At 72.0% G+C, this 16,146-nt stretch carries 17 protein-coding genes; 6 read left to right on the top strand and 11 right to left on the bottom strand.

What is annotated here, in order from left to right; all coding sequences use genetic code 11:
* The first annotated feature begins 2 nt into the window (after positions 1–2).
* The 3 genes from ACLBXP_RS08365 to ACLBXP_RS08355 all read left to right on the top strand — a co-directional run bounded on the left by ACLBXP_RS08365 (position 3) and on the right by ACLBXP_RS08355 (position 4,487).
* Positions 3–374, top strand: a complete 372-nt coding sequence (locus ACLBXP_RS08365; protein ID WP_447667171.1) for a restriction endonuclease — start codon at positions 3–5, stop codon at positions 372–374.
* Positions 375–564: 190 nt separating this feature from the next.
* Positions 565–2,775, top strand: coding sequence for a transglycosylase domain-containing protein (locus ACLBXP_RS08360; RefSeq protein WP_447667170.1), 2,211 nt, complete (start codon positions 565–567; stop codon positions 2,773–2,775).
* A gap of 155 nt (positions 2,776–2,930) precedes the next feature.
* The gene (locus ACLBXP_RS08355) at positions 2,931–4,487 is read left to right on the top strand and encodes a sensor domain-containing diguanylate cyclase (protein WP_447667169.1); all 1,557 of its coding nucleotides are present in this window, start codon (positions 2,931–2,933) and stop codon (positions 4,485–4,487) included.
* Between the two features lie 11 nt (positions 4,488–4,498).
* Here the strand turns inward: ACLBXP_RS08355 and ACLBXP_RS08350 are convergent, their stop codons facing one another.
* On the bottom strand, positions 4,499–5,338 hold the full coding sequence (locus ACLBXP_RS08350) for an aldo/keto reductase (protein ID WP_447667168.1): 840 nt from the start codon (positions 5,336–5,338) through the stop codon (positions 4,499–4,501).
* A gap of 239 nt (positions 5,339–5,577) precedes the next feature.
* Between ACLBXP_RS08350 and ACLBXP_RS08345 the strand changes: the two genes are divergently transcribed.
* The 3 genes from ACLBXP_RS08345 to ACLBXP_RS08335 are packed head-to-tail and all read left to right on the top strand — an operon-like array spanning position 5,578 to position 7,330.
* On the top strand, positions 5,578–6,663 hold the full coding sequence (locus ACLBXP_RS08345; RefSeq protein ID WP_447667167.1) for an adenylate/guanylate cyclase domain-containing protein: 1,086 nt from the start codon (positions 5,578–5,580) through the stop codon (positions 6,661–6,663).
* A complete protein-coding gene (locus tag ACLBXP_RS08340) occupies positions 6,660–6,863 on the top strand; it encodes a hypothetical protein (protein WP_447667166.1) in 204 nt (67 codons plus the stop codon). Before ACLBXP_RS08345 ends, ACLBXP_RS08340 begins: the two co-directional genes overlap by 4 nt.
* A complete protein-coding gene (locus ACLBXP_RS08335; RefSeq protein ID WP_447667165.1) occupies positions 6,863–7,330 on the top strand; it encodes a YaiI/YqxD family protein in 468 nt (155 codons plus the stop codon). Before ACLBXP_RS08340 ends, ACLBXP_RS08335 begins: the two co-directional genes overlap by 1 nt.
* 24 nt (positions 7,331–7,354) lie before the next feature.
* Here the strand turns inward: ACLBXP_RS08335 and ACLBXP_RS08330 are convergent, their stop codons facing one another.
* From ACLBXP_RS08330 to ACLBXP_RS08285, 10 genes are all read right to left on the bottom strand, one after another.
* Positions 7,355–7,591: a BrnA antitoxin family protein gene (locus ACLBXP_RS08330; protein ID WP_447667164.1), complete on the bottom strand. Its 237-nt coding sequence runs from the start codon at positions 7,589–7,591 to the stop codon at positions 7,355–7,357.
* Between the two features lie 33 nt (positions 7,592–7,624).
* Positions 7,625–7,885, bottom strand: a complete 261-nt coding sequence (locus tag ACLBXP_RS08325) for a hypothetical protein (protein WP_447667163.1) — start codon at positions 7,883–7,885, stop codon at positions 7,625–7,627.
* 231 nt (positions 7,886–8,116) lie between these two features.
* Entirely contained in the window at positions 8,117–9,043 is a 927-nt protein-coding gene (locus tag ACLBXP_RS08320) for a DMT family transporter (RefSeq protein WP_447667162.1), read from the bottom strand.
* Between the two features lie 13 nt (positions 9,044–9,056).
* Positions 9,057–10,328 (bottom strand): arsenic transporter, encoded by a 1,272-nt coding sequence (locus ACLBXP_RS08315; protein ID WP_447667161.1) that lies wholly within the window; start codon positions 10,326–10,328, stop codon positions 9,057–9,059.
* A 27-nt stretch (positions 10,329–10,355) separates the two neighbouring features.
* The gene (locus tag ACLBXP_RS08310; RefSeq protein ID WP_447667160.1) at positions 10,356–11,615 is read right to left on the bottom strand and encodes a metallophosphoesterase family protein; all 1,260 of its coding nucleotides are present in this window, start codon (positions 11,613–11,615) and stop codon (positions 10,356–10,358) included.
* A 39-nt stretch (positions 11,616–11,654) separates the two neighbouring features.
* Positions 11,655–12,974, bottom strand: coding sequence for an MFS transporter (locus ACLBXP_RS08305; protein ID WP_447667159.1), 1,320 nt, complete (start codon positions 12,972–12,974; stop codon positions 11,655–11,657).
* Between the two features lie 135 nt (positions 12,975–13,109).
* Complete coding sequence (gene tolA, locus ACLBXP_RS08300; RefSeq protein WP_447667158.1) at positions 13,110–14,129, bottom strand: cell envelope integrity protein TolA; 1,020 nt, start codon at positions 14,127–14,129, stop codon at positions 13,110–13,112.
* 4 nt (positions 14,130–14,133) lie between these two features.
* Positions 14,134–14,625, bottom strand: coding sequence for a protein TolR (gene tolR, locus ACLBXP_RS08295; protein ID WP_447667157.1), 492 nt, complete (start codon positions 14,623–14,625; stop codon positions 14,134–14,136).
* A gap of 85 nt (positions 14,626–14,710) precedes the next feature.
* Positions 14,711–15,406 carry a MotA/TolQ/ExbB proton channel family protein gene (locus tag ACLBXP_RS08290; protein ID WP_447667156.1) on the bottom strand — a complete coding sequence of 232 codons (696 nt, stop codon included), beginning with the start codon at positions 15,404–15,406 and terminating at the stop codon, positions 14,711–14,713.
* Positions 15,407–15,480: 74 nt separating this feature from the next.
* Positions 15,481–15,945, bottom strand: a complete 465-nt coding sequence (locus tag ACLBXP_RS08285; protein ID WP_447667155.1) for a Tat pathway signal protein — start codon at positions 15,943–15,945, stop codon at positions 15,481–15,483.
* Positions 15,946–16,146 lie beyond the last annotated feature (201 nt).

The raw sequence follows: 16,146 nt of genomic DNA, 5'->3' as shown, positions 1-16,146 counted from the left end.
CGATGGGACGACGCGAGCGCCGCTGGCGGGACGACGACCCGGCCACCCACGGCCCGGAGGCCGCTGCGCCGGTGATCTGCCCCCTGTGCGGACGCCCCATCCCGCCCCGGGCCAAGTCGAGCCTCCATCACCTCACACCGAAGCTGAAGGGCGGCACGCATGGCGGCACGGTGCGGCTGCATCAGATCTGCCACTCGGCGATCCATGCCCGCTACAGCGAGGCCGAAATCGCTCGCCGCCTCGCCGACGTCGAGGCCCTGCGGGCGGATCCCGAGATCGGCCGCTTCGTGGATTGGGTGCGGACGAAGCCGGACGACTTCCACGCCGCCACCCGGATGACGCGGGACCGTCGCGGCGCCCGTCGGTCGCATTGAGCGGCCGGCGTCCCAGGGCCGGAGCGAGGGCTCTCGCTCCCCGGTTGCGGTGAATGCCACCCTAAGGGCGTGGGTTAAGAACCCTTAAACCCGCCGCATTTAGCGTGCCGAACCGGGCCCTCACGGAGCCGGCTTCGCGCCCCGCGGGCGGCCTGCCGCTCCGTCCTGCCCAGCGATCGAGACGGGATGCATGGCGAGCGGACGCGGACGGGCCAGCCGGGAGGAGCCGAACTTCGACGTGCCGGAAGGCCGCGGCGGAGCCAGGGGCAGCCTCGACGTCCGGCTCTCCCGCGAGGATCGGGCGGGAGGCGGCGTGGCGCAGCGGAGCGGGCAGGGCAAGGGCGGCAAGCCGAAGGCCGGCAAGGCAGCTACGGGCGGCGGCCGCGGAGCCCTGCCGCGGCGCAAGGCCCGGCGCGGATCCTCGTTCCTGGGCAAGCTCGTCTACGCGGGCATCGTTCTCGGCCTGTGGGCGGTGATCGGGCTCGCCGGCCTCATCGCCTACCACGCCTCGCAGCTGCCGCCGATCGACCAGCTCGCCGTGCCCAAGCGGCCGCCGAACATCGCGATCCTGGCCGGCGACGGCTCGCTGCTCGCAAACCGCGGCGAGACCGGCGGCCGGGTGGTGAGCATCAAGGAGCTGCCCCCCTACCTGCCGCGCGCCTTCGTGGCGATCGAGGACCGGCGCTTCTATTCGCACATGGGCATCGATCCGGTCGGCATCGCCCGCGCGGTCGCCCAGAACCTGACGCGCCGCGGCGTGGCGCAGGGCGGCTCGACGCTGACGCAGCAGCTCGCCAAGAACCTGTTCCTGACGCCCGAGCGCTCCGCCTCGCGCAAGATCCAGGAGGCGATCCTCGCCCTCTGGCTGGAGCACAAGTACACCAAGGACGAGATTCTCGAACTCTACCTCAACCGGGTCTACTTCGGCGCCGGCGCCTACGGCGTCGAGGCTGCGGCCCAGCGCTACTTCGGCAAGCCCGCGAAGGCGGTCAGCCTCGCGGAGGCCGCGATGCTCGGCGGCCTCGTCCAGGCGCCCTCGCGCCTCGCGCCGAACCGCAACCTCCCGGCCGCGCAGGCGCGCGCCGCGCAGGTGCTCGCCGCGATGCAGGAGCTCGGCTTCGCCAAGCCCCAGGATGCCAAGGTGGCGCTCGCCCAGCCGGCCCGCCCGGCGAGCAGCCGCGGCGGCGGCTCGGCGAATTACGTGGCCGACCTCGTGATGGACGTGCTGGACGACTTCGTCGGCAAGTTCGACGCGGACATCGTGGTTCAGACGACCGTCGATCCGAGCCTGCAGGCCGCGGCCGAGAAGGCCCTGGTCGACGAGCTGAACGCCAAGGGCGGCCGCTACAACGTCGGCCAGGGCGCCCTCGTCTCGATGCGGCCGGACGGCGCGATCCGCGCGCTCATCGGCGGCCGCGACTACGCGCAGAGCCAGTTCAACCGGGCGACGACCGCCAAGCGCCAGCCGGGCTCGTCGTTCAAGCCCTTCGTCTACCTCGCGGCGGTCGAGCGCGGCGCGACGCCCGACACCGTGCGCGAGGATGCGCCGATCAAGATCGGCTCCTGGCAGCCGGAGAACTATTCCCACCAGTACGAGGGCGCCGTCACGCTGCGCACGGCGCTCGCGCTCTCCCTCAACACGGTCGCGGTCCGTCTTGGCCAGGAGGTCGGCCCGAAGGCGGTGGTGCAGACCGCCCAGCGCCTCGGCATCTCCTCGCCGCTCCAGGCCAACGGATCGATCGCGCTCGGAACGTCAGAGGTGACGCCCCTCGAGATGGTCGGCGCCTACGGCGCCTTCGCGAACGGCGGCACCGGCGTCATCCCCTACGTGGTCGCCAGCGTGAAGGGCACGGACGGCAAGCTGCTCTACAAGCGCGGCGAGGGCGGTCTCGGCCGGGTGATCGACCCGAACGCGGTCGGGATGATGAACGCCATGATGCACGAGACCTTCGTGATCGGCACCGCCAAGAAGGGCGATATCCCGGGCTGGGACCTCGCCGGCAAGACGGGCACCAGCCAGGATTTCCGGGACGCCTGGTTCATTGGCTACTCGGGGACGCTCGTCACCGGGATCTGGCTCGGGAACGACGACGGGGAGCCGACCAAAAAGGCATCCGGCGGCACCCTGCCGGTCGAAATCTGGAAAGCCTACATGACCACCGCCCTGAAGGGGCAGACGCCCGTCCCGTTGCCGGGTATGAACCGCTGGCGCAAGGCGCCGGAGACGACGGCCTCGACCGCGCCGGCCCCGCCGACGGGCCTCGGCGGCATCCTGGGCCAGCTCGTGGGCGAGGCCCCCCAACCGGCGCCTCCCCGTCCGCAGGCGGCACAGCGCGGCCGCACGGCGGCTGCCCAGGACGATCGCAACTTCCTCGAAAAGCTGTTCGGCATCGGCGAATAAGGGTCTGCGGTAGCACCTGCCCGGCGATGACGACCGCTCGTTGAATCCCCGTTAGGCATGGCGGCGTGAAACCGCCGGTTAAGGCTGTCCGCTAGGCTTCGGCACACCCATTGCGCGCAAGGTGTCGGCAAGCTCCTATCACGGATGATGGCTGCATGCCCCCGAGCTGGATCGGCCGCGCGACGGCGCACCTCCACGACCGTGCCTCGCGCCTGATCGCCTGCCTCGGCGTCGGCGTGACGGCGGGTCTCGGGGCGCTCGGCGTGTACCTCGTCGTCGATCTGCACGATGGCGCGCTACGCCAGGCGGAGCGCAGCGCCACGAACCTCGTGATGCTGATCGAGCAGATCGTCAGTCGCAACGTGCAGATGTACGACCTGTCGTTGAAGGCGGCAGCGACCCGTGCGCCGCGGGCGGATATCGCGGTGCTCGACGAGTCTCTGCGCCGCATCATCCTGTTCGACGATTCCGCGAGCGCTCCGGGACTCGGCGCCATGCTAGTGACGGACGAGACCGGCGCCGTCCGGATCGGGTCTAACCCGGCGATCCGCAGCTTCCCGAACCTCTCCGATACCCCCGGCTTCCGCAGGCACCGGGACCAGCCGGATGCCGGCCTGGTGATCGACGGGCCGCGCATCTCCCGCACCACCGGCCGGATGATCCTCTCGCTGAGCCGGCGGATCACGCGTCCGGACGGCAGCTTCGGCGGCATCGTCAGCGGCGCGATCTACGTCAGCTACTTCCAGGCACTGTTCGGCGCCCTGCGGATCGACGAGGGCAGCGCCGTCAACCTGTTCCAGGCGGATGGCACGCTCATCGCCCGCGAGCCCTACCTGCCCGAGAAGATCGGGCTCAACATCGCGCACGGCGAGACGTACCGGCGCTTCAAGGAGTCCCGGCGCGGCAGCTTCGTCGCCCATTCGGCGATCGACGGGCGCGAGCGCCTCTACGCCTTCGCGCATCTCGACAGCCTGCCGCTCCTCGTCGACATCGCCGTGAGCGCGTCGAGCATCCGCGCCGCCTGGCTGCCGAAGGCGATCATCGCGGGCATCCTGATCCTCGGCCTCTGCATCGTCACCCTCGGCCTCACCCTCCTGCTGCAGCGCGAGGTGCGGCGCCGGGCGGATGCAGCGCGCGAGTCCCGGGCGGCGAACGCGGATCTCGAGACCTTGGCGCTGACCGACAGCCTGACCGACCTGGCGAACCGCCGCTGCTACGACGTCGTGCTGGCCCGCGAGTGGCACCGCCTCGCGCGGATCGACGCCCCGCTCTCGCTGATCCTCATCGACGTCGACCACTTCAAGCGGTTGAACGACCATTTCGGCCACGGGCACGGCGACGACGTCCTGCGCAGGATCGCGGCCTGCCTGCGCGAGCAGGCCCGCACGATCGAGGCGGTGCCGTGCCGGATCGGCGGCGAGGAGTTCGCGGTGCTGCTGCCGCGCAGCGATATCGGGCAGGCTCGCACGATCGCCGACCGTATCCGTCGGGCCGTCGTCGACCTCCGGATCCCGCAGGCGCCGGACGTCGGCGGCATCGCGACCGTGAGCGCCGGCGTCGCGGCGGCGCGGCCGAACGGCACCGCGGTGACGGACGCGCTCTACGCCGCGGCCGATGCCGCGCTCTACCGGGCGAAGGAGGCGGGGCGAAACCGGGTCCGCACCAGCGAGGAGCCCTGCGCGACGGAACAGGCGGGCCGGCGGGTCGCCTGAGGCCGCGCGCCTCACAGCATCGGCAGGCCGCGCGGTTTCGGGCCGCGGGGAAACTGCGCGTCGAGGGCCGCGATCTCTCCGGCATCGAGCCGCAGGTCGCCGGCAGCGGCGTTCTGGACGGCTCGGCTCGGCCGCCCGGTCTTCGGAATCGTGAAGGTGCCGTCGCCGCGCGTCAGGAAGGCGAGCGTCACCGCGTAGGCCGTCGTCCCCCGCCGCTCCGCGATCTCCTGCAGCAGGCGGCCACCGCCGCTCGCCGCATCCGGAAAGTCGCCGCTGCCGAAGGGCGAGTAGCCGACGACCGCGACGCCGTTGGCCGCGCACCAGGGCATGACCGCATGCTCGATGGCCCGTTCGCCGAGGTGGTAGAGAACCTGGTTGCAGGCGATCCGATACGGCCCGGCGATGCGCAGGGCGGCCTCGAGATCCGCGACGTCGAAGTTGCTGACCCCCCAGGACAGGATCTTGCCGGCCCGCCGCAGGTCCTCGAAGCCGGCGATCGTCTCCTCCAGCGGATGGCTGCCGGGCCAGTGCAGCAGGTAGCTGTCCAGGCGGTCCGTCCGCATCCGGCGCAGGGACTGCTCGCAGGCCCGCACCACGCCGCGACGGGTCGCGTTGCCGGGCACCACCTTCGAGACCAGGAAGACCTCCTCGCGCAGGCCCGCCAGCGCCTCGCCGACGATCGCCTCCGCGTCGCCGTACATTTCGGCGGTGTCGATGTGGGTCATGCCGGCATCGATGCCGGCCCGCAGCGTCGCCACCGCGTCGGCGCGATCCGCGCCGTCGATGCGCCAGGTGCCCTGGCCGATCACCGAGACCTGCGTGCCGGTCGAACCGAAGCCGCGTGTCTGCATGGACGCTCACTCCCTGGCGTGTCGTTCGCGAACTCGCGCTGAGCTAGGCTGCGCGGCGATCCCTGCCACCCTGGGGCGAGTCGCGCGCACCGCGCCTTATTCGCGCCATCATGGGGGAATGAGCAATGGGCCGGCGCCGGCCGCGGCGCCGGATTCCGGCCCGAGGTCGCCGTCGTGAGCATCGCCCGCCAGTTCGATCTCCGCGCAGCCCGCCGCGGAGCAGGGGCGAGGGCCGGCTGATGCTGCCGCAGCACCGCTGGTTCTGGCTGATCATCCTGCTCGCCTGCGGCGGGGCGGGCCTCCTCTACAACGTGGTGTTCGTCGGCGGCGCGACGCCGCTCGCCGGGTTGACCTACGGGCTCGCGGTGGGCGTGACGGTGCTGGCCTTCGATCGCGGGCTGATTCTCGCCGGCCTCCAGGCCCGCATGCGGCGCCTGCCCGCGATGGTCTACGTGCCGGCGGCGGAACTGCTCTACGTCCTGATGATCTCCGCCGGCATCGCCACCGGCGGCCTCGTCGTCTGGGCCCTCGGCCTCACCACCGACAGCCTCGCGGTCGCCGTGAAGATCACGCCGCGCGTGCTCGCCTACTCGCTCGCCGTCTCGGCGCTCCTCGTCTTCGTGGTGCGCATGCGCGACCTCATCGGCGGGGAGGTCTTCGTGAACTTCCTGATCGGGCGCTACCACAAGCCCGTGGCCGAGGAGCGCATCTTCCTGTTCCTCGACGTCGTCGGGTCGACGGCCTTCGCGGAGACGCACGGCGACCTGCGCGCGCAGGAATACCTCAGCGCGGTCTTCGCGACCCTCGCCGAGCCCGTCCGCCGCAACGCCGGCTCGATCGACGACTACATCGGTGACCTCGCGATGGTGACGTGGCCGATGGAGCGCGGGCTGAAGGACGCGCGCTGCGTGTCCTGCGTGTTCGACGTGCTGGACCGGCTGGAGGCGCAGGCCGATGCCTGGCGCGCGCGCTTCGGTACCGTGCCGCGCCTGCGCGCCGCGCTGCACGGCGGCTCGGTCGTCACCGCGGAAGTCGGCGTCGACCGGCACAAGATCGCCTATTTCGGGGACGCCGTGAACGTGACCGCACGGATCGAAGCCCTGTGCCGTCCGCTCCAGACCGAGATCCTGATCTCCGAGGACCTCCTCGCCCGCCTGCCGGCGCTGCCGGCCGGGATCCGGGCGCGTTCGCTGGGCGCCCACATGGTGCGGGGCCGGGGCCAGCCGCTGTCGGTGGCGACCCTCGAGGTCGGGGCGTTGCCGGACGTCGTGGACACCGCCCGCGCACGGCTGCCGATGCGCGCGGTGGCCGGGACCCAGCGGTGAGGCCGGCCGAGCCGGAACGGCGCGCGTGGCTACGGCCGCTGCGGCTCGCGGTCCGCTTCGGCCTGCCGATCGTCGGCCTCCTGATCCTGGGGCATGCCATCGTGATCTCGATCGGCGGCTACATCGAGAAGGGCCAGTTCGCCCTCGGCATCCTGTTCCTCTCGCTGGGCTTCACGGCCCGGCTCATTCCGAAGCGCTGATGGACCAAGCCCTGACGATCTACGTCGACGCCGATGCCTGCCCGGTGAAGGACGAGGTCTACCGGGTCGCGGCCCGGTACGGGCTGCACGTCCGGGTGGTCGCCAACAGCTTCCTCAACCTGCCGCGGGAGCCGTGGATCGAGCGGATCGTTGTGGGCGATGGGCTCGACGCGGCGGACGACTGGATCGCCGAGCGGGTCGGCCCCGGCGCCATCGTGATCACGGCGGACGTGCCGCTCGCCAGCCGCTGCGTGAAGGCCGGGGCCGTCGCCCTCGCGCCGAACGGGAAGGCCTTCACGGACGCGTCGGTCGGCCTCGCCCTCGCGACGCGCAACCTGATGCAGGATCTGCGCGAAGCCGGCGCGATCACGGGCGGGCCCGCGGCCTTCTCGGCCCGGGACCGCTCGGCTTTTCTCGGGGCCCTCGACCGGGAGGTGAACCGCCTGCGCCGGAGCCGCCGTCCCTGAGACGGACGGCGGTCCGGGGCGCCCCTAGAGGCCGGCGACGCGCTTGAGCGCCTCGTTGATGCGGTCCTGCCAGCCGGGCCCGTCCTTCTGGAAATGCTCCAGCACGGCGCTGTCGAGGCGCAGCGTCACGCTCTCGCGCACGCCGGGCGTGGCGGCCGGCGCTCTCGGCGCCGGCGCCGGTGCGACGGGCTTCGTGGTCACGGACTTGAACAGGGCCTCGGCGGCCTGCCGCGGGTCGCTGGGGCGGCGGGTCTGGGCCATGAACGGACTCCTACGGGTTAGGCCTGTGGGCACTCAGCTCTTCTTCCGTGTCTTCTTGACGGGCGCGGCGGCCTTGGCGAGGGCCGCAGCCTCGGCATCGGCGGCCTCCTTGGCGAGGCGCAGGGCGCGCAGCCGGACCGTACGCTCGTCGACCGCCTTGATGGAGGCGAGGTGGTCCGCCATCGCCTGGGCACCCTCGCGCTGCATGCGCTCGGCCCGCTCCGCGCGCTCGGCCCGCTCCTCGGCACGGGTCCGGGCCTCGGTCTCGGTGTCGGCGTCGCTGTTCTGGCTCATGGCATTCCTTTCTTCCGGCGCCCGTGTGCGGGCGCCGGGGTGCGGCTTACATGCCGCGCTGCCTCGCGGGATGGAGGCGTGTCCGACGGCTCTGAGGGAGGGACGAGGAGGCCGCCGGACGGGACTCTACGCTCGGGCGCGCGGATCGCGCCCGGCCGGGTCCCATGTCTCTAGCACGCTCGTGCGCGCCATGGCGAATGCCAACGCCTGTCATCCCCACGGAGCGACAGGTCAGAACACCGAGATCAGCACGATTCCGAGCACCATGAGGCCGGCGCCGGCGGCCCGCTCGCGTCCCGCCCGGCAGACCGGCATGCCGAGCCAGCCGAAATGGTCGATGGCGATCGAGGTGAGGAGGTTCGCCGTGATCAGCAGGCCGTTGAACGCGCCGGCGCCGACCGTATCGACGAAGAGCAGGCCGCCGAACACCGCCACCGCGCCCGCGATCCCGCCGAGCGGCGCCCACCAGGGCATCCCAGCCAGGTCCTCGCGCCTGGGCAGCGGCGTCGGCCGCACCGCGAACACCGTCAGGAACACGAACAGGATCGGCATGAACGAGACGGCGGCCGCGAGCCAGGGATTGACGAGGGCGCCCCGCAGCTGCGCGTTCAGCACGACGCCGAGCGCCTGTAGCGCACCTGCCGCGAGCACGGCGGGGTAGAGCAGCTTGCCGTCGATGCCGTGGCCGCCCTCCTCGTTCGGCTCGCTGCGGCTTCCCCGGGCGATCAGGACGATGCCCCCGACCATCAGAAGGCCGCCGAGCCAGGGCAGGGCCTTGAAGCCGCCGCCCCGCATACCGAACAACCCGAAGGCATCGATGGCGAGCGAGGTCAGGATATTGCCGGTAATGAGCAGCCCGTTGAACGGACCAGCCCCGACCTTGTCGACGAGGGCGAGGCCCCCGAACACCGCCACCGCGCCGGCAAGACCGCCCAGCGGCGCGTACCAGGGCATCGCGGCGAGGCTCTCCGCCGTGGGAAGCGGCAGCGGCATCACCAAGAACAACGTGACGAACACGAAGACGATCGGCGCGAAGGAGGTCGCCGCGGCGAGCCACGGGTTGACGAGCGAGCCGCGCAGCCGCGCGTTCATGGAGTTGCCGAGCGCCTGCAGGGCGCCGGCGACGAGGATGAAAGGGTAGAGGAGGGCGGCGTTCACGACGTTTCCAGTCTCACCAGGGCTGCAGCAGGAGGGCGGCCAGCGCCAGCACGAGGGCGGGCGGCGTCACGAGGCAGCCGAGCTTGAGGAAGCGCCATGCGCCGACATCCTGTCCCTCCCGCCGGATCGCGGTGAGCCACAGGATGGTGGCGAGCGAGCCCGTGACGGACAGGTTCGGTCCGAGATCCACGCCGATCAGGATCGCGCCCGCGATCCGCTGCGAGACGTCGGCGGCCTGCACGGCCGCGCCCGCCAGCAGGCCCGCCGGCAGGTTGTTGACGAGGTTGGTCACCACGGCGACGAGGAGGCCTCCGCCCCAGGCCGTGGCGTCGGGCGCCGCCGAGGCCTGTGCCTTGAGGAGATCGGCGAGCATGCGCAGGACGCCGGTCTTCTCCAGGGCTTCCACGAGAACGAACAGGCCGGCGACCAGGGGCAGCACGCCCCAGGACACGTCGCGCAGGATCTCCCCGAGGCCGCCCCGGCTCACGAGGACGACGAGGAGGGTCGTGGCGACGCCCGCCACGAAGGTCGGCAGGCCGAGCTCGAGGCCGAGCGCCGAGGCGCCGATCAGCACGGCGCCGGTTGCCAGGATGCCGACGCCCGCGAGCTTGCCGCCACCGGAGAGCGCCTTGGTCTCGACCTCGGCGGCGACGTCCTGGCTCGCCAGGGCGCTGCGCTGAGTCAGGAGCAGCACCGCGTAGGTCGCCAGCACCGCGAGGAGGGAGGGCAGGGCGAAGATGCGCAGCCAGGTGGCGAGCGGCGGCATGTGCTCGGCGAACACCACGAGGTTCGCCGGGTTCGAGATCGGGAGGACGAAGCTCGCTGCGTTGGCGATGAAGGCGCAGATGAACAGGTAGGGCAGGGGCTCCGCGCGAGCGGCATTCGCGGCCGCGTAGACGGCGGGCGTCAGCACCACAGCGCAGGCGTCGTTCGAGAGGAACACCGTCACGACCGTGCCGACGAGGTAGACGAGGGTGAACAGGCGCACGGCCGAACCCTTCGCCCGACGCACCGCGACACCGGCCAGCCAGTCGAACAGCCCCTCCTTCCGGGCGATCTCCGCGAGCAGCATCATGCCGATCAGGAACAGGTAGACGTCCGTTCCCTTGCGGATGCCCTCCAGCGCGGCACCGGTGGGCAGCAGGCCGAACAGGACCAGGGCCGCGGCGCCGGCCACGGCCCAGATCGCCTCGGGCCAGCCGAGCGGCCGCACGATCACCCCGAGGGTCGCAACGGCCGCGATCGCCCACGTGACGATGTTTGGTGACAGCATCAGCGCGCCCATGGTGTCGTCTGCTCCCCTGCTCGGCGCCTACCAGGCGCGCCCGTTGCGGTTCGGTCCCAGCTGATCCCCGCGCACGCCCTTGCGCAGCCACGAGCCGAGGCGGAACGCGTCGGTCCCGAACGGCCCGCGCGCCGGCACGGGATGCCAGGTTCGGCGGACCGGCTCGATCTCGTCGATGTCCATGTGGTCCGGCCCCTCGCCGTCCCAGCGGGCGTCGGCTGCCTGAACGGCGAGGCGGCGGGCATCCTCGGGCCACGGCACGCTCGCGACCCAGACGCGCCCGGACCGCACCATCGGCACCCAGAGGCCGTCGTCGACGCGGCAGCGCACGAGGGCGGGCGCGCGTTTCGACAACACAAGGGCCCTCACGGTGATGTTGGACCCCGGTGCCAGCGGCGCCGTCGCGATCCTGCGGTCGGCGGGGCTCGTGATCATCACGAACGGCCAGGTCCGATCGAGGGCGCGGAAGCGCCAGCTCGTCACGGGCCCGTCGATCGCCGCCACCGCGTAGCCGACCGAGCCGTCCTCGTTCTGTCCGACGGAGCGGGCGGCGGCGTAGAGGGTGCGGCCGTCATGGGCGAGCTCGTTGTAGTGGGTGTGGCCCATCTCCACGATCCGGACGTGGCCCTGCCGGATCGCCCCCGCCACCGGCTCCGCCTCGCCGCCCTTCAGGTCGGCCGGATAGGTGTGCATGAAGACCGCGCAGGGCGTCTGCGGCGCGCCGCTCCGGTCGAGGCATGCCGCGAGCTCGCGGTCGAGCCAGTCGCGCTGCGCGGTGCCCATGCGAAAGTCGAGGCCGAAGCCCTTCCGTCCGTATCCGGCGCTGACCATGTCCACGAACAGGCAGCGCACGCCGTTGATCGTCGCCGCGTAGTAGTACTGGTCGATGATGTCCGCGGTACCGCACGGCGGGTGGCGCTGGCGGCCCTGCGTGATCCGCGACGCGCCCATCACCGAGCGGAAGAACCGGTCGAAAGCCGTCATCGTCCCGTGCTGCCGGTCGTGGTCGCCCGGGATGAGGTGGACCGGCAGCGGGGCCGACCGGAGGGCTTTCGCGAGCAACGCGTACTGCCTGGCCTTCCCGTCCTCCGCGAGGTCGCCGGGCAGGTAGATGAAGTCCGCGAAATCGTCGGGCCGCGGCGAGATCCGGGCAATCTGGTCCAGTATCTTCTCGAGGTCCGCAAGGTTGGCACCGCGCCGCCGATCGAGGTGCGGGTCGCCAATGTGGAAGAAGACGAACGGCGCCTGCGGGCGCGCAACGGGGCTCTCCGCGGACGGCACGGACATCGGGGTCGTTCCTTGCTGGAGGTCGGACGGCTTGGCGGATCAGGCTCCGGCGGCCGCCGGCATCGCGCCGGGCCCGTTGCCGAGGCTCGTCGAGCGCGCGGGATCGAAGCCGCGCGTCTCGGGCATCAGGAACAGGTACGCGAGAAAGCTCGCGGCGGAGATCACCGCCAGCGCCAGGAAGGCCGTCGAGAACCCCGCCGCGACGATGAGCACCCCGGCGAGCGTCGCGCTGAAGGAGGCACCGACCCCCTGCGCCGTGGCCACCGCGCCCTGGGCGACGTTGAACCGGCCGGTGCCGCGGGTGAGATCCGCCACGACGATCGGAAAGAGCGCCCCGTAGATGCCGGCGCCGATCCCGTCGAGGAGTTGCACGCCGACGAGCCAGAACGGGTTGTCCGAGAAGGTGTAGAGCACCCCGCGGATCGCCAGGACGCCGAAGGCCGTCAGGAAGATCGGCTTGCGGCCGATGGCGTCCGCCCGCGCGCCGACGAACATCGCGACCGGCACCATCACGCACTGCGCGGCGACGATGCAGACGGCGATCAGCGAGGTCGCGTGGTCCTTGCCGGAGATCTTGGTGAGGAGCTGGCCGACGCTCGGCAGCATCGCCGCGTTGGCAAGGTGGAAGGCGGCGCAGAGCACCGCGAACAGGAGCAGCACCTTGTTCTGCAGCAGCGCCGTCAGGCCGGAGGGCTGCTCGCTGCCGGCGTCCTCGGCGTGGTCGAGCCCGCGGGCGAGGTCGTCGTCGATGGCGTCGGCGGGAATGAGCAGCATGGCACCGATGGAGGCCGCGGCCAGGATCGCCATCAGCCAGAACACGACGATCGGCCCGAAGAAGTAGGCGGCGCCCCCGGCGATCGCCGCCGAGACGGCGTTGCCGGCGTGGTTGAAGCCCTCGTTGCGGCCGATGCGCTTGGCGAACATCTTCGGGCCGACGACGCCCAGCGTGATCGCGGCGAGGGCGGGCGGGAACACCGCGCCGGCGATGCCGGCGACCGATTGCGTGGCGGCAACGAGGTAGAAGTTCGAGATGAACGGCAGGATGAGGCAGCTCAGCGTCACCGCGACGGCGGCCGCGATCACGACGAGGCGCTTCTGCCGGGTCCGGTCGATGAGCGCGCCCGCGGGCGTCTGGGCGATCAGGCCGGCGATCCCCGACAGCGTGATGACGAGGCCGATCGTCGCCTCGTTCCAGCCCTGCTCGGGGCCGCGGACGGCGAGCAGGTAGATGGCGAGGTAGGGGCCGAGGCCGTCTCGGACGTCGGCCAGGAAGAAGTTCAGGGCGTCGAGGCCCTTCAGCGCCCGCGCGGAAGGGGTTCGCGTCCGCCCGCCGGCAGAAGCCGCCACCGTCCCGTCCATCGCCGTCTCCACGTCCTCGAATTGAACGCGAGGTCTGGCGCCGGAGCGGAACCTCAGCCGTTGCGACCGCAACAGGCCGAGGTTCGGGCGGTTCCGGGCGACGGATTGAAACTTTCGTGACCGCGTATCGCGGCGTCAGCGGGCGACGGTGAAGCGTAGCGGAATCGTGACCGAGAGGCTCGACAGCGATACGCCGGGGGGCGCCGCGGGCAGGGACCCGCGGACGGCGGCGAGCGCCGCGCTATCGATCTGTCCGACGCCGCTGCTGCTCGCGAGGCCGGCGCTCGTCACCTGCCCGGAGCGGGCCACCGTGAAGCGCACCGTGGCGACCCCGCCGGCGGTGCCGAGGGCCGCGTTGCGGTTCATGCGGCCGTGGATGGCGCTGCTGAGCATGCCCTGCCACTGGCGCATGGCGCTCGGGTCGTTGCCGGCCGAGGCGCGGCCGGTGCTCGCCTGCCGCGAGGCCGCGGCCGAGGCCCGTTCGGCGCCCTGGCGGGCCACCTCGGCCTTCGCCCGCTCGCGCGCCGCCTTCAGCTTCGCCTCCCGGACCTCCTCGCGACGCTGCTCCTGCAGCTCCTCGCGGCGCTTCGCCTCGCGGATCGCCTTCAGCTTCGCCTCGCGCTCGGCCTTCAGCTTGGCGAGGTCGACCTTCGGCTTCTCGGGCTCGACGGGCTTGGCCGGCTCCGCGACCGCGGGCGGCGGCGGGGCGAGCGGCTCGGCCTGCTCGGCCGTGGAGGTGATCACCTGGCTTTCCGGCTCGATGGGCCGCGCCTCCGGAACGACCTCGGCGCGGGCGTCGGGCGGCGTGACGGCCTCGGTCTCGGGCGGCTTCTCGGCGACCTGCTCCTCCGGGACCACCTCAGCGGTCTCCGGCGGCTTCACGGGCTCGGCCTCCTCGGGCTTCTCGACGGGCTCGGCCTCGGGGGGCGTCTGCAGCGTCGCCTGCTGCTCGGCGATCGAATCCGGCTGCGCCTCCGTCATCTGCGGGGCGAGGTCGATGCTGATGGTGTTCTCGCCCGTCGGCGCGGGCGGCGTGAGGCGAAGGTACGCGATGCCGAGCAGCGCCAGGCCGTGGAGGGCGAGGGCGACCAGGAAGGCGACGACGAGCCCGGAAGGGCCGCGCCCGGGCGCGCCGGTCGTGAGGGAAACGCTCATGGGTCTACTGCGCGGCTCCCGGCGCCGGGGCGGGGGCCGGCGCGGCGGCGCCCGGCGCGGAGGCTCCCGGTGACTGGGCGATGAGCGAGACCTTGGTGAAGCCCGCCTGGCCCACGAGGCCCATCACCTCCATGATCTTGCCGTAGGGCACGTCGCGGTCGCCGCGCACCAGCATCACCTGGTTCGGGTCAAGCGCGGCGAGCTCGCGCAGGCGCGGCATCAGCGTCGCCTGCGTGAAGATCTCCTTGGCGATCGACGGGTTGCCGTCCTTGTCGATCGTCACCTCCAGCGGCTTCTTGGCCTGCGCGACCTTCGCGGCGCTGGTCTTCGGCAGCTGCACCGGCACGCCTGTGGTCATCAGCGGTGCCGCGACCATGAAGATGATCAGCAGCACCAGCATCACGTCGACCATCGGCGTAACGTTGATCTCGGACATCGGCGTGGTGTCGAGGCCGTCCTCGTCGTCGGCACTCGCACGGATCGATCCCATGGCCATGGCTGGCATCCTCCGGGCTAGAGGGCGGCGGCGCTCACGCGGGCGGCCGGCCGCCGGTGTCAGGGGAAGGTCGCGGGGTCCGCGGCTACTCGGCGGCGGCCGCGCGCGGCTGGGCGCTGCGGTCGCGGGCGAGGCGGTTGCCGAGCACGCCGATGCAGGCGACGAAGGCCCCCTGGATGCGGCCGACGTCGCTCGACAGCTTGTTGTAGGCCATCACCGCGGGGATCGCGACGACGAGGCCGATCGCCGTGGCGAACAGGGCCTCGGCGATGCCGGGCGCCACGACGGCGAGCGACGTGTCCTGGCTCTTCGCGATCGACGAGAACGAGTTCATGATGCCCCAGACGGTGCCGAACAGGCCCACGAAGGGCGCGGTCGAGCCGGCGGTCGCGAGGAGCGGCAGGCCGCCCTGCAGGCGCTTCACCTCGAGCCCGAGCGCGGCCCGCATGGCCCGCTCGATGCGCTCCCGGCGCTCGGCGCGGGTCTCGGTCGGATCCTGGTCGCGCCAGGCGTCGATCGCGGCGTTGACGATGTGGCCCGAGATGCCCTTGCGGTCGGTCTCCAGCTTGCCGCCCGAGCGCACCAGGGTCTCGAAGGCCTTCGCGTGGCGCTTGGCGGCGGCGAGGCGCACGAGCTTCTCGAACACCACCGTCCAGCAGGCGATGGAGGCGACGACCAGCAGGATCATCACCCCCTTCACGATGGGATCGGCCTGGAGGAACAGGCCGAGGAACGAGAAGTCGTGGGTGGCGTCGATCGGGCCGGCGGAGGTCGGATCCATCTGGGGCTCCCTGAGCGGAAGGTGACGTCGGCGGTCGCGCGGGCGCGGCCGGTGGCAGCGGGCGGGTCGCCCAGTCAGCGGTCGAAGGGCACGCCCGCCTTGGTTTCGGTCTCGAGCCGGTCGAGGCAGCTCTCGCGGGTCACCCCGGGCTCGTCGCCCTCGCAGGCCTGGACGTCGTCGAGGAGGACGCGGCCGATCTTCTGGCAGGGCAGCCCGTTGAACGCGAAGATCTTCATGCTGGTCTTGTTCTTCGGCATCGGGCCCAGCGGCACCGCCAAGTTGCGCTGCGCGATGCCGTCCGTGTCGAAGGCGAAGATCGAGACCTTGAGCACCTTCAGGGCCGGGCCCCTGGTGTTGTCGACCTGCAGGTAGAAGCGGCAGGACTCGTCGGCCGGCTCAAGGCGGTTCAGCTGGATCTTCAGCGGGGGCGCCTTGGCGGCGTCCTGCGCGGGCGCCGCGGTGGCCGCCAGGGCCACGCCGGCGAACCCCGCCCCGAGGGCGATCCAGCGTCGAGCCTGCTTCACCTGCGCGTCCTGCATCTCGCCCCCATTGCTCCCATGCGCGGCGCCCCGAAGCGGTTCGCCTCAACCTTCGCCCGGACGGCTCGCGAACCGTCCGCGTGCGTGATGTCCACGTCTCGTGTCCACGTCCCTTGTCCGGGCGATCCGCCTTGTCCGGGCAATCCGGACGTGCCGAACCAGCCAGGCGCAGCGGCGCCGGCCGGTCTCACCGCGGCAGCA

Source organism: Methylobacterium sp. A54F, from assembly GCF_053346035.1.
This window is presented reverse-complemented; position numbering and strand designations above follow the sequence as displayed.